Origin of the sequence: Rhizobium sp. NPDC090279 (assembly GCF_044769665.1) — a bacterium.
Classification (GTDB): domain Bacteria; phylum Pseudomonadota; class Alphaproteobacteria; order Rhizobiales; family Rhizobiaceae; genus Rhizobium.
In genome coordinates, this window is sequence record NZ_JBIVYI010000020.1 from 14,530 (window position 1) to 28,477 (window position 13,948).

Here is a 13,948-nt window from a genome sequence, read left to right on the forward strand (position 1 = left end):
CTGAGTTATAGGCTTGCTACCATGATTGGAGCAAAAGACATCGAAGCAGCCATTGCGGATTTGTTGCCAGTGATGAGCCGGATGTTGCGCAATCTGCGGTCCATCACCGGCACTCGCGAGCTTACCTGGTCGCAGGTGGCGATCTTGAGCCGGTTGAGACGAGGCGAGGCTATGACGCTTGCCGCTCTTACAAGGGCGGAAGATGCGAAGCTCCAGCCGCTGGAAAGCGTGCTCGTCGAATTGGAGGAAAAGGGATTGGTCAGACGCCGATCCTTCTCCGCGTATAGGCGACAGGATTCCTTCGTGCTGACCGCCGAAGGATGCAGGACACGCTTTGAAGTCCGGCTCGCCAAGCACGGATCGATTATGGACGCTTGTGCCGAGCTCACGACCGCCGAGCTGGAAACCCTCATTTCAGCCACAACTCTGATCGGGCTTGCCAAGCACGAATGGTTGAGGGCCGCTCTCGCCAAGCTGACATCGGCCGAACAGGAGACGCTGATTTCGGCGGTCGATCTGATCCGGCACCTGGAGAACTCATGAGTGAAGAATTGACACTGCAGACACCCCCACGCATCGAGAAAGGGCAGTCACATTTCGGATTCCGTTTCGTGGCGCCGCTTGCGCTTGGTTCAACGCTCAATCCGGTGAACTCAACGATGATTTCGACGGCGCTGGTGCCGATCGCCGCGGACTTCAATGCGTCCGTAGCTGAGACGGGCTGGTTGATCGCCGGCCTCTATCTCGCGAGCGCGATCGCCCAACCGACAATGGGCCGGCTAGCCGACCTGTTCGGCCCTAGGCGGGTTTATATCGTTTCGCTGATCTTGATCGCGCTTGCCGGCGTGCTGGGCGACCTTGCGACATCATTGAGCGGATTGGTGGCGGTTCGCGTATTGCTCGGCGTTGGAACGTCCGGCGCCTATCCGTCGGCTATGCGCATCTTCCGCATCCGCGCGGACAAACTTGGTTGCGAGCCACCACGGACCGCCATGGGCGTGCTCTCTATGAGCAGCCTCTCGATGTCTGCGCTCGGCCCGTTTGTTGGTGGCGTCCTGACATCCGCCTTCGGGTGGCACTCCATCTTCACCGTCAATGTCCCACTGGCGCTCGGGACGATGATACTGGTCATCCTTTGGACTCCGAAGGACGAACGCCCAATAGAGAATCTCGGCCGTCTACTCGACGAGGTGGATCTGCTAGGCATCGGTCTGTTCATAGGTTTTCTGTTGAGCCTCATGATCTTCATGATGAACCTTGAACATCCCGTCTGGCTCGCCCTGCCGGTGTCGATCGTCTTCTGTGTTGGCCTCGTAATGCACTCGAAGAGACGTAAAAAGCCCTTCATCGATGTGCGGATGCTCGCGAGAAACCGGGCGCTGGCAATAACCTACCTTCGTGCCGGTCTAATGTTAATGATGGTCTATTGTGTCCTTTACGGCTTTGCGCAATGGCTGGAGAGCGGAGCCGGCTTCACCGAGAAGGAGGCTGGGCTAATTACAGTTCCAATGTCTATCGTTGCTGCCGTCACCTCATTGATCGGCACTCGCACCAAAGGCATACGAGCTCCCTTCCTCATCAGTTTCGGTTCCGCGCTTCTCGGATGCGTTTCCTTGTTGCTTCTGAGCAGCTCGACGCCCGCCTGGCTCATCGCGATCGCCGTCGTCTTTTTCGCCGCTCCGCAGGGCATGTTTTCGACTGCGACACAGGCGGCCGTCTACATGCAGGCGCCAGCAGAGGAGATCGGAACAGCGGCTGGTCTGCAAAGAACAGCGCAGTATATCGGCGCCATTGCCGCAACCAGTCTTCTTGCCTTCGTCTACGGCCAGCATGCCACCGACCACGGACTGCACAGCCTTGCAATTGTCATGGCCGTGCTCAGCGCCGTGCTTTTCGTTTGGACGATCTTTGATCGAACCATCTCGGGTCCGGCCAAGCCGGCACCTTCACACTGAAAGGAACAACAATGCCTCTTACAAAACTTGACGAAACCCCAGCGCTGCTGGTCATCGATATTCAAAAGGGTACTCTAGGTCTGCCAACAGTTCATCCCGCTGACGAGATCGCCGCTCGTAACGCACGGCTGGCGCGCGCCTTCCGCAGCCATGGCCTACCCGTTGTGTTGGTGAATGTTGGCGGTGTGGCCCCAGGCCGCATCGAGCGTAACCACAGTTTCGAGCTTCCGGCAGATTGGGCCGATCTGGCACCGGAGCTGGAAGAGCATCCTGACGATCACAAGGTGACAAAGCTGCAATGGGGCGCATTCCACGGTACATCCCTTGATCATCATCTGAGGCGCCGCGGTGTGACCCAGGTCGTCCTCAGTGGCATCTCCACGAGCATAGGCGTAGAATCGACCGCTCGCAATGCGCATGACCATGGCTATCACGTCGCGCTTGTCGTCGATGCCATGACCGATCTGGATCTAGCTGCCCATCACAACAGCGTAGAGCGGATCTTCCCTCGACTTGGCGAAACGACCACTACTGCAGAGGTGCTTGCGCTGCTGGAGCAGGGCGCCGCTCGGGGCAATGTGAGCTAATAAGGTCTGCAGGCTGAAAACAGATTGTGGCCTTCCGTCTCTGGATCAGCGCTCCTCGTGCCGGCGATAAAGGCACCCCATTGCGGCACTTCGAACCCCACGGCGCAAAAAATAGGCGTCGGGAAGTGCCGCAATGCATCTTGCTATTGCGTCGTATTTTCTCTCGGAGGCTCATTTGCGCTACTTCGGTTGTCTCACCGTCAGTTTCCTGGTGCTTTCTGGCGCCTCAGTCGTTGCACAGCAGGCACCGCCGCCAGCTGTCGGTATCGCGCCGGTGGAGATGCGGCCGATCACGGAGAGCACGGAGTATCTTGGGCGCGTGCAGGCAATGCAGCGCGTGGCAATCCAGCCGCGTGTGACTGCCTTCCTGACCGAGCGTCGGTTCAAGGAAGGCGCTGAAGTCAAGAAAGGCGACCTACTTTATCTCCTGGAACAAGATTCCTTCAAGGCGGATGTCCAAGCCAAGCAGGCCGCGGTCGATCAGGTGCAGGCCCAACTCAAGAACGCGAATCTTGCTCTCGATCGAGCCCAGCAACTTCTCAAATCGGCGGGAACTGAGGCTGCTTACGATGACGCAAAGGCCGCACAGGAGTCCCAGCAAGCGCAACTACTGTCTGCGATGGCGCAATTGCGTCAGTCCCAAATCGACCTAGCCTATACCGAAATCTATTCTCCCATTGACGGCAAGATCGGCCTGACAGCGGTCACCGAAGGGAATGTCGTCAGCCCCGCATCCGGATCGCTGACGACCGTCGTCAGCCAGGACCCCATGTATGTGACTTTCTCAGTGCCAGTTCGAAGCGCCCTGGAAATTCAGGAGAAGGTCGCACGGGCTGGTGGTTTTGATGCGTTGCGTGTGCTTATTCGACTGCCGAACGGCGAAATCTACGACCAGACCGGGAGACTGGACTTTCAGAACAACAGCGTGAGTTCCAGTACTGACACGCTCACTCTACGCGCCGTCATTCCAAATCCGGCCGATCTGGCCAGCCACACGGGCGAGGCTCCTTGGCGGGAACTGCTCGATTCGGAACTGGTAACGGTCTTGCTGCAAGGGTCCGAACCTGTGGAGAAGCTCACGGTACCGCGCACGGCAGTCCTGGCTGACCAGGGCGGCGATTACGTTTTCGTCGTCGATGAAAACAACAAAGCGCAGCGCCGGGACGTCAAGCTCGAGCAGGCGCCGTTCCCGACGCTTGCCGTCATTTCCTCCGGTCTCAAGGAGGGCGAACACGTCATTGCCGAAGGCGTTCAGCGCGTCCGAGCAGGTCAACCGGTGTCGCCGGCACCGCTCGTAACGGACACCACTCCAACCAGCGTGAAGAAATCATGATCTCCTCGGTTTTCGTCGATCGCCCGCGCCTGGCGATTGTGATCGCGCTCGTGATGACGATCGCCGGCGCACTGGCGTTACTGCGCATGCCGGTTGCGCAATTCCCCGATATCGTCCCGCCGCAGGTGCAGGTCACCGCCACCTATCCCGGTGCATCCGCGGATGTGGTGGAAAGTAGTGTCGCCCAGCCACTTGAAGCGCAGATTATCGGCGCCGACAAAATGCTCTACATGAAATCCACCAGCGCCAATGACGGGACGTATAATCTGACCATCAGCTTCGCGCTTGGTACAAATCCCGACATTGATACGGTCAACGTCAACAACCGTGTCCAGACGGCGCTGCCGCAGCTTCCCCAGGAAATCCAGCGCCAGGGCATCACGGTCAAGAAGCGCTCGAATGCCATTCTTCAATTTATCGCATTCTCGAGCAAAAAGCATGATACGCTTTTTATAGCGAACTATGTCACCCTCAACGTTCTTGACGAAATCTCCCGCATCCCCGGAGTCGGTGAAGCCAAGCTCTTTGCACGCCTGAAATATTCGATGCGCGTCTGGTTCGACGTTCAGCGGCTGATCAGCCTCAACCTGACGCCTTCCGATGTGGTCAAGGCCATTCAGGCACAGAACGTACAGGCGCCGACGGGTCGGATCGGCGCGCCACCTGTCGCGAACGATCAACAAATTCAGATGAACGTTCAGACCCAAGGACAGCTGACGACTCCCGAGCAATTCGGCGATATTGTTCTGCGTGCCAATCCCGATGGCTCGCTGCTGCATGTGCGCGACGTTGCTCGGGTTGAGATCGGCGCACAGAACGAAGACATCGACAGCCGCCTCAATGGCAACCCGACGGTTGCAGCGGCAATTTACCTTGCGCCCGATGCGAATGCGGTGAAAACGGCCGCACAAGTCAACGAGACTATCGCACGTCTGAGCAAGCGCTTCCCTGAGGGCATGACATCTCACGTGGTTCACGACTCCACGACCTTCGTCCAGGACACCATCAGCGAAGTGATTTCCACGCTGCTTGAGGCATTTGTGCTGGTGGTGATTGTCGTGTTCCTATTCTTGGGCAACCTCCGCGCAACCATCATTCCAGCGATTGCCGTTCCGGTCAGCCTGATATGTTCGTTTGTCATTCTGCTGGCGCTCGGATACTCCGCAAATACGGTCTCGATGCTGGCGATGGTCCTTGCTATCGGCATTGTGGTCGATGACGCCATTGTCGTCGTCGAGAATGTCGAACGGGTCATGGAAGAAGAGCCGGATCTGGGACCGGCGGAAGCGACGAAAAAGGCAATGAGGCAGATCACCGCGCCGATCATTGCGATTACGCTCGTGCTCTTGTCTGTCTTCGTTCCCATCGCTTTTGTCCCGGGCCTTTCTGGACAGTTGTTTCGGCAGTTTGCGGTCACAATTAGTGCCGCCATGCTGATCTCCGCGATCAACGCGCTCACTTTGTCTCCCGCCCTATGCGCGGTCTTCTTACGCCGCGGCGGACATAGACGCGGCGTCATGGCCCATGTACTGGGCGGGATTGAACGGGTCCAGAACCGGTATTCCGCGATAGTCCAGCGGCTTGTTCGTGTCTCGATCCTTTCAATTGTCTTGGTTATCGGATGTGGCATCGGCATTTTCGGCCTCGCCAAGATCACGCCGACCAGTTTCCTTCCTGAGGAGGATCAAGGCGCGTTCTTCATTTCGGTTCAACTCCCCGACGGTGCGTCGCTTCAACGGACTAGTGAAGCTGTCAGGGAGGTCGAGAAGCTCGTCGGCGGTATGCCACAGGTCAAGGACGTGTTTACCGTGCTTGGCTATTCACTTCTCGATTCTGCGGGCGAATCCAACTCTGCCTTCATGGTCGTCAAACTAAAGCCCTTTGAGGATCGTCCTCGCGTAGAGGACTCAGTGCAATCACTGATCCGCAAGGTCTTTGCAGAAGGCACCCAGATCCGTCAGGCCAATGTGCTCCCCTTCAATCTGCCAGCCATTATTGGTCTGTCTACAAGCGGCGGCTTTGAGTATGAGCTTGAAGCTCTTGAAGGACAGGACCCTGTTGCGATGGGCCGCACACTGCATGGCTTGATCGCAGCCGCGAACGGCGACACACGGATGGCGCGCGTCTTTTCGACTTACACGACAGAAAATCCATCCCTCTATCTGAATATCGACCGCAAAAAGGCACAGGCGCTCGGCCTCGATATGAACGACATCTTTACGGCACTGCAAGCGACGCTGGGCGGCCTTTACACCAACAACTTCAACAAGTTCGGTCGCACATGGCAGGTCAACATCGAGGGCGAAGCAAACGATCGTCGTGATGTCGAGGCACTATGGCAAATTCAGATCCGCAACAAGGACGGAGAAATGGTGCCGCTTCGTGCCATAGCTGAGGTCAGCACGGTGCTCGGCCCCCAGGTAATCTCCCGCTACAACAATTATCGTTCGGTTTCCCTAAATGGTAGCCCAGGCGGAGGCGCATCGTCCGGCACTGCCCTGAAGGCCATGGAAGAGGTATCTTCGACAACACTGCCGGCCTCTTATTCTTACGAATGGACCGGGTCGGCCTATCAGGAGCGCCAGGCGTCCGGTCAGACCGGTGTAATTCTTGCGATGGCGCTTCTCTTCGCCTTCCTTTTCCTCGTCGCCCTCTATGAAAGCTGGATCATCCCGGTTCCAGTTCTGTTGTCGGTGGCTGTCGCTGTGCTATCGGCTTTTTGGGGCATTCTTCTAGCGGGACTGACACTCGATCTCTACGCCCAGATTGGGCTAGTAGTCTTGATCGCACTGGCGGCGAAGAATGCGATTCTGATCATCGAGTTTGCCAAGGAGCAGCGCGAGGCCGGTATGGGGGTCGAGGACGCGGCTGTGCTGGGCGCGCGGATGCGTTTCCGCGCTGTCATGATGACCTCCATTGCCTTCATCCTTGGACTGGCCCCGCTGGTTGTCGCGCATGGCGCGGCACAGATCAGCCGGCGAGGTGTGGGAACGTCCGTATTCGCGGGAATGATCGGCGCGAGCTTGATCGGCATTTTCATAATTCCAATGCTGTATGTTGTCTTCCAGCGCTTGCGGGAAGGGCGTTTCGCACTCGGCCGATCTCCAACGGAAAGGCGCGAGAATCTGCAATAACAACTCAGCTTCCTCTCGCTCCCCACCGCGAGAGGCAGATGGCGATCGTCTACCAGCCGCAAGCGATCGCCGGGGACACGCCTCGCGTCAAGGCGTGTCCCATTTCTTGCCGAAAGCCCACGGACGCGGTCAAGTTCGCTGGAGAGGATCGGATTGACAGACGACAATCGGGTTCGGTGGTGTCTGATTTCTTCCGATGCACAAAAAAGCGATGGCCGAAATTGTCGAACAGGAGTATCCGTCGTCGTCCGGGCAGCGATAGTCGTTTCGTCAGAGACGACGAGAGCGGAATGGCAGTTTGGAGGAATTGAAGGACGCTGCGTGTACCACCGAGTACCGGCGATCGAGATCTCAGTCCACGGCATCGCCCATTTGATCGAATTTGTGAATTCGATCCTTTTGCGGCGTGAGATAGACGAAGTCCTCGGCCTTCACCGGCATGTTGCCATCACAGCGCGCGACAATCTGGCCGATCCCCTCAACGTTGACGTGAAGCATTGTATCGGCACCGAGGTGTTCCGCAACGGTGACTTGACCCCTCCAGTCGCCAGCATCGATCGAGACCAGCATATGCTCTGGCCTCACGCCGATCGTATGCGCTGTAAAGCGGGCGGCATACCGCCCAGCAATGAAGTTCATCCTCGGCGAGCCGATGAAACCGGCGACGAACAGATTGCGGGGCTTGTGGTAGAGCTCCAAAGGCGAGCCGACCTGTTCGATGTTGCCCCGATTGAGGACGACGATCTTGTCGGCCATGGTCATGGCCTCGACCTGATCGTGGGTGACGTAGATCATCGTTGTCTTCAGCTTGTAATGCAGCTCGCTGATTTCAAGCCGCATATTGACGCGCAGCGCCGCATCGAGGTTCGACAACGGTTCATCGAAGAGGAAGGCACTGGGCTGACGCACAATGGCGCGGCCGATGGCCACGCGCTGGCGCTGACCGCCGGAAAGCTGGCGCGGCTTGCGATCAAGATAGTCTGTCAGATTGAGAATTTGAGCGACATCGCCGATCTTGCGGGCGATTTCGGCCCTGTCGACGCCTGCCATCTTCAACGGAAAGGCGATGTTGTTGCGGACAGTCATATGCGGATAAAGCGCATAGGACTGAAACACCATGGCGAGCCCACGTTCGGACGGCTTCAGGTTCGTACCGTCCTTGCCGTCGATCAGGATCGTTCCGGATGTGACGTCTTCCAGTCCGGCGATGAGGCGCAGAAGCGTGGACTTACCACATCCCGATGGCCCGACGAAGACGACGAACTCGCCGTCCTGAATATCAAGATCAATGGCGGGAATGACGTTGACTTCGCCAAATGCCTTGGAGACTTTCTGCAGGGAAATGCTGCCCATCTATGACGTCCTTCTTGTCATTTAACCGCGCCGAAGGTGAGGCCGCGCACGAGTTGCTTCTGGCTGAACCAGCCGAGAATGAGGATGGGGGCGATCGCCATCGTTGATGCCGCCGACAGCTTGGCGTAGAACAGACCCTCCGGGCTGGAATACGAGGCGATGAATGCGGTGAGGGGCGCCGCCTGGGACGCCGTGAGATTGAGGGTCCAGAACGCCTCATTCCAGGAGAGAATGACATTGAGAAGCAAGGTCGAGGCAATGCCCGGTACGGCCATCGGCGCCAGTACGTAAATGATTTCTTTCGATAGCGAGGCGCCGTCCATGCGTGCCGCCTCCAGAATTTCTCCCGAGATTTCCTTGAAATAGGTAAAAAGCATCCAGACGATGATCGGCAGGTTGATCAGCATCAGCACGACAACAAGCCCGATGCGGTTGTCGAGCATTCCGGTGTTGCGAAACAGCAGGTAGATCGGAACGAGCGCTCCAACGGGGGGCATCATCTTCGTGGACAGCATCCACATCAGAATATCTTTGGTTCGCCTTGTCGGCGAAAACGCCATGGCCCAGGCAGCCGGAACCGCGATCAGCAGTCCGATCAAGGTTGATCCCACAGAGATGAGTACGGAATTGCCAAAATGCAGGAAGTAATCCGACCGAGACTGGACTTCGAAATAGTTTTCCAATGTCCAGTGGAACATCAGGAAATGCGGAGGCGATGCGACGGCCTCGCCTTCGGTCTTGAAGCTTGTGAGAAATGTCCAAAGAATCGGGAAAAACATCACCAGCGCTATCAGCCATGCAACGACCGATACGATGATTTTCTGTCGAGTTGAGACCCGTCTCGCCATCGTCAAGCCTCCAGATTCTTGCCGGTGATCCGCACTAGGAACACGGCGACGATATTGGCGAGTATCACGGCAATGATGCCACCGGCCGAAGCGCCGCCAACATCGAACTGCAGCAGCGCGCGCCCATAGATCAGGTAGGTCAGATTTGTACTGCTCGTTCCCGGCCCGCCATTGGTGGTTACGAGGATCTCCGCGAAGATGGACAGAAGGAAGATGGTCTCTATCAGGATAACAATCGTAATTGCGCGCGCCATATGCGGCAGGACGATGTAGATCAGTTGTGAGAGATAGCCGGCTCCATCCATTTCTGCAGCCTCCTTCTGCTCCTGAGACAGCGACTGCAGTGCGGTCAGCAGAATGAGGGTAGCAAAGGGGAGCCACTGCCAGGCCACGACCAATATGATCGAAAAGAGAGGCAGTTGCGCCAGCCAGTCGATTGGTGCAAATCCGAATGCCTTCGCTAGGTAGGCAAACAGGCCGTTCTCCGGATTCATGAACATGTTTTTCCAGACGAGCGCGGCGACCGTCGGCATGATGAAAAACGGCGCGATCATCAGCACGCGCACCAGCCCTTGCCCATACATCGGTCGATCAAGGAGGAGCGCCAATGCGATCCCTCCAGCGACCGTGATCACGATAACGCTGACGACCAGAAAGATTGTATTCAACACCGCGTCGAGGAATGCCGGGTCGGTGACAAAGTACTCATAGTTCAACCAGCCTATGAAGCGGTTGTCACTGGGGATCAGCAAATTGTAGTCGATGAATGAGAAGTAGATCGTCATACAAAGTGGGACGATCATCCAAGCAAACAAGAGCAAGACCGAAGGCGCCATCATCAGGCGCGCGGCGGTGCGTGTATGGGTCGTTGCCATTTTCGATCGCCCTCATGACTGAATGTCGCAGATCTCAGTTCCTCCCATCGGTAGGGCGATGGGAGGAGCCGCTGCAGGGAGACCAGATGGCCTCCGCCTCTGAGAGAGGTTATTTCTGGTAGCCGGCCTTCGCCATTTCGCGGTCGGTTACCTGCTGAGCCTGCTTGAGCGCAGCCTCGACGGTCATGTTGCCTGAGACAGCTCCCGAGACGAGCTGGCCGACGGCGGTGCCGACGCCCTGATATTCAGGCAGGATCAGATACTGCCAGTAGCTGTACTGGGCCTTGGGCTTGTTTTCTCCGGCCGATAGCATCGCATCGAGGGTCATCTTCGCGAAGGGTGCCTCTTTCAGATATTCCGGGTTCTTGTAGAGCGACTGGCGGGTGCCAGGAGGAACATTCGCCCACCCCTCCTTCTGTGCCACCAGCTCGATGTAATGTTTGCCGGTCGCCCATGCGATGAACTTCTTGGCGGCTTCAACCTTCTGCGAGCCGGTCGGGATCGCAAGGTTCCATGCCCAAAGCCAATTGCCGTGGTCGCCAGAGCCGGCCTGGTCTGGAGCAATGGCGAAGCCGACCTTGTCCGCCACCTTCGATTGCTTGGGGTCCGAGATGAAGGAAGCCGCAACAGACGCATCGACCCACATCGCGCATTTTCCCTGCTGGAACAAGGCAAGCGATTCATTGAAGCCGTTCGATGACACGCCGACCGGGCCTGCGTCCTTCATTAGCTTGACATAAAACTCCAGCACGTCGTGCCAGCCTTTCGTGCCGAACTGCGATTTATATTTCTCGTCAAACCACTTCACGCCGAACGAGTTGGCCAGCGAGTTGATGATGGCCATGTTCTCGCCCCAGCCGGCCTTGCCGCGAAGGCAGATGCCGCTGATGTCGGCGCTGCGATCGGTAAGCTTGCGGGCAGCGGATGCGACGAAGTCCCAATCCGGCTTCTCGGGCATCTTCAGGCCCGCCTTGTCGAACAGGTCCTTGCGATACATCAGCAGCGAGGACTCACCGTAGAACGGGGACGCGTACAGCTTGCCTTCGTAGCTCGTGGCGGTGCGGATTGCCGGAATGAGGTCGTCGATGTCATAGTCTGCGCCGAGATCATCGAGTGAAACCAGCCAGCCTTGCTTGGCCCAGAGCGGAACCTCGTAAGTTCCAATCGTCAGAATGTCGTATTGGCCCGCTTTGGTCGCAATGTCGACCGTAACCTTCTGGCGAAGAATGTTTTCTTCGAGCGTAACCCAATTGAGCGTGATGTCCGGGTTGGCCTTGGTGAAGTCATCCGTCAGCTTCTGCATGCGGATCATATCGCCATTGTTCACCGTGGCGATCGTCAACGTTTCTGCCGATGCGGAGCTCGCTAGAACCGCAGCAGCCATTGCCATTGTGGATACAAGTACATTCTTCATTTTATCCTCCTCCTTTAAATGAAGCTCTCTGATCTGTATGCTGTTACGAGCGCCGCCGTTTGGGCGGCTGCATCGCGTTTGCTACCAAGCCGTGTACCCGCCGTCGGCAGTGACGATGCTTCCGGTCAACAGGCTGGAAGCATCCGACGCCAGAAACAGGACCACCGATGCGACCTCATCCGTTCTGCCGATGCGTCCGGACGGCGTGTTTGAAAGCCAGATGGCCGTGGTGGCCGTGTCGCTCCTGAGGGCATAGGAATTCATGGGAGTTTCGACGAAACCCGGCGCGACGGCATTGACGCGTACGCCGTATTCCCCCCATTCGGCGGCAAGTGACCGCGTGATGTGGTGAACGCCTGCCTTGGAGGCGTTGTAGTGCACGTTCTTTTGGGGGCGTGTGACGATATCGCCGGACATCGAACCGATATTGACGATCGATCCCCTCCTGCTTTGGATCATGTGTCGTCCGAACGCTTGGGCGCACCAAAAGACAGCATTCAGATTGACGTCGATCACCTTGTTCCATTCGTCGGCGGAGATTTCCTCGGCCGGTGCCTGCCGGCCGATGCCGGCATTGTTGACAAGAATATCCAGGGCACCGAGACGATCGGCCAGCGAATTGACCGCTGCGCGGTCGGTAACGTCCAACTGCTCGAATGTCACAGATCGACCGTGAAGTCTGTCCGAGGCTGAGCGAAGGTTCTCGGGATTGACGTCGGCGATGACCACGCTGGCACCGGCCTCGAGCAAAGCATCGACGCAGGACGCGCCAATTCCCGCGGCGCCCCCGGTGACGATTGCTCGCTTGCCGTGTAAATCCAGCTTGTTCAAATAGCTCATCTTAATGCTCCTCCTGGACTTAGACGTCACACCCGATCCCAGCGGGCGTTCATCTCGTATGACACGACAAAAACGAAGCTGCAATATTTATTTTCTAAAAAAAAATAACGAGAACGAAAGAGTTGCAGGAATTTTTGGCTTACCGGGCACCAATTACGCCAACCCGTGAGATGTCGAACGTATGATGATGTGCGATCGAAGCGGCGCCGATCGCGCCCTCGAAAGCGTCGAGAGCGGAGAACATCAAAGTTGGGGCAGGGATGCCGCTGACGACGCCGTCGCGCACGCGCTGCGAAATCCTGTCGACAGCCGCTTGCGCGAGTTTCGCCACCGGGCCACCCAAGAAAATGATGCTCGGATTGTAGAGATTGACGAGCGAGACCAGGCCTAGAGCGAGCCAATGAGTGAATGAATCCATCGTCTCCAAGGCCCGGATGTCGCCGTTGCGGGCAGCTTCGACGATCCTCTCGGGCAGGTGCGCCAGCTCGATGTTGGAGAGATCATGCACCCCCAGGAATTGCCGCGCTATGGCGCCAAGCCCGATTTTGCTTTCCAGGCAGCCTCGGTTTCCGCATCCGCACAATGGGCCGTCATCCGAAAGTCTTAGGTGGCCAAATTCACCCGCTGTACCGTTTGCTCCTCTCAGCAGCCTGCCGTCGACGATAGCGGCTCCGCCGCAACCCACGTCGAGCTTCAGAAAGAGGTTGCACGCATTGGGCAGTGAAGGATCGTTGTAGACGCAGCCGAAGGCTCCGGCGTTGGCATCGTTCTCGATGAAGAACGGTAGGTCGATGTGCTGAGAGAGAAGGTTGGGAAAATCGACGTTGCGCCATCCGACGAGAGGCAAGTTCACAACAAAGCCGTCAGATCGGACGATGCCGGGAAAAGCTATGCCGACACCCTTGAGATTATCACTATAGATCGGGTTCTTTTTGAGTTTGTTGACTTGCCGGCCAATCTCGCTTGCGACCCGTTCGGGAGACATCTGATTGTGGAACGGCCTCTCTATTGTTTGGACCACATTGGCGGCCAGATCGACGAGCGCAAAGCGAATTATCTCTACACCGACTTCTACGCCGAAGAAGAACGCACCGGCGGCATTCAGGGCGACATTGGTCGCCGGCCTACCTGGTTCTCTGGCGGTCTGGCGATCTGCATTGGCCAACTCGACATCTTGGACAAGCCCTCGCTCGATGAGGTTGTTGACCAATCGGGTGATGGTGGCGGGCGTGACGGAGAGGTGGCGCGCGATTTCGATCCGGCTGGCCTGTCCCTGAACCCGCAGCATGGTCAAGATAGTCAACTCGTTGAGATATTTCGCAATCGTCTGGTCTGCCACGGTCTCACCATCAATTTCAAAATTGCCGCAAGCTATATCAGCACATGATATCATCATGCGACAAAAAAGATTTTGTTTTTTTTGTAAAAAAAATGTTAGAAAGCCACGGCGCTGTGTTAACCGCAGGTGAGGAGCCGCCAGCATGCCGAAGCGAAGCCACGTAGAGCGAAAGCGCGGCGCGAACGTTGGTGCCCAAGCATTTTGCCGTAGGGTAACAGCGGCTGCCTTGATGTTCACTGCCTGCACGGGATCTGGCGAGACGATCTATCC

The 13,948-nt window shown here is 57.2% G+C and carries 11 protein-coding genes; 5 read left to right on the forward strand and 6 right to left on the reverse strand.

Translation table 11 applies throughout. The annotated features are described in order from the left end of the window. Nucleotides 1-21: 21 nt before the first annotated feature. From ACIQWP_RS30485 to ACIQWP_RS30505, 5 genes are all read left to right on the forward strand, one after another. Nucleotides 22-543: a hypothetical protein gene (locus ACIQWP_RS30485; RefSeq protein ID WP_402795897.1), complete on the forward strand. Its 522-nt coding sequence runs from the start codon at nucleotides 22-24 to the stop codon at nucleotides 541-543. Then, nucleotides 450-1,955 carry an MFS transporter gene (locus tag ACIQWP_RS30490; RefSeq protein ID WP_402795900.1) on the forward strand — a complete coding sequence of 502 codons (1,506 nt, stop codon included), beginning with the start codon at nucleotides 450-452 and terminating at the stop codon, nucleotides 1,953-1,955. The genes ACIQWP_RS30485 and ACIQWP_RS30490 overlap by 94 nt, the downstream gene beginning before the upstream one ends. A gap of 11 nt (nucleotides 1,956-1,966) precedes the next feature. Next, nucleotides 1,967-2,542 carry an isochorismatase family protein gene (locus tag ACIQWP_RS30495; RefSeq protein WP_402795903.1) on the forward strand — a complete coding sequence of 192 codons (576 nt, stop codon included), beginning with the start codon at nucleotides 1,967-1,969 and terminating at the stop codon, nucleotides 2,540-2,542. Nucleotides 2,543-2,675: 133 nt separating this feature from the next. After that, nucleotides 2,676-3,875 carry an efflux RND transporter periplasmic adaptor subunit gene (locus ACIQWP_RS30500; RefSeq protein ID WP_402795905.1) on the forward strand — a complete coding sequence of 400 codons (1,200 nt, stop codon included), beginning with the start codon at nucleotides 2,676-2,678 and terminating at the stop codon, nucleotides 3,873-3,875. Next, nucleotides 3,872-7,009, forward strand: a complete 3,138-nt coding sequence (locus ACIQWP_RS30505; RefSeq protein WP_402795908.1) for an efflux RND transporter permease subunit — start codon at nucleotides 3,872-3,874, stop codon at nucleotides 7,007-7,009. The genes ACIQWP_RS30500 and ACIQWP_RS30505 overlap by 4 nt, the downstream gene beginning before the upstream one ends. 351 nt (nucleotides 7,010-7,360) lie before the next feature. Here ACIQWP_RS30505 and ACIQWP_RS30510 read toward each other — a convergent pair whose 3' ends face one another. From ACIQWP_RS30510 to ACIQWP_RS30535, 6 genes are all read right to left on the reverse strand, one after another. Continuing rightward, nucleotides 7,361-8,362, reverse strand: coding sequence for an ABC transporter ATP-binding protein (locus tag ACIQWP_RS30510; RefSeq protein WP_402795910.1), 1,002 nt, complete (start codon nucleotides 8,360-8,362; stop codon nucleotides 7,361-7,363). Between the two features lie 17 nt (nucleotides 8,363-8,379). After that, the gene (locus tag ACIQWP_RS30515; RefSeq protein ID WP_402795912.1) at nucleotides 8,380-9,210 is read right to left on the reverse strand and encodes a carbohydrate ABC transporter permease; all 831 of its coding nucleotides are present in this window, start codon (nucleotides 9,208-9,210) and stop codon (nucleotides 8,380-8,382) included. A 2-nt stretch (nucleotides 9,211-9,212) separates the two neighbouring features. Next, a complete protein-coding gene (locus tag ACIQWP_RS30520; RefSeq protein ID WP_402795915.1) occupies nucleotides 9,213-10,085 on the reverse strand; it encodes a carbohydrate ABC transporter permease in 873 nt (290 codons plus the stop codon). Between the two features lie 109 nt (nucleotides 10,086-10,194). Beyond that, on the reverse strand, nucleotides 10,195-11,499 hold the full coding sequence (locus ACIQWP_RS30525) for an ABC transporter substrate-binding protein (RefSeq protein WP_402795917.1): 1,305 nt from the start codon (nucleotides 11,497-11,499) through the stop codon (nucleotides 10,195-10,197). 81 nt (nucleotides 11,500-11,580) lie between these two features. Further along, a complete protein-coding gene (locus ACIQWP_RS30530) occupies nucleotides 11,581-12,339 on the reverse strand; it encodes an SDR family NAD(P)-dependent oxidoreductase (protein ID WP_402795919.1) in 759 nt (252 codons plus the stop codon). A 139-nt stretch (nucleotides 12,340-12,478) separates the two neighbouring features. Beyond that, nucleotides 12,479-13,915, reverse strand: a complete 1,437-nt coding sequence (locus ACIQWP_RS30535) for an ROK family protein (protein ID WP_402795922.1) — start codon at nucleotides 13,913-13,915, stop codon at nucleotides 12,479-12,481. Nucleotides 13,916-13,948: the final 33 nt, after the last annotated feature.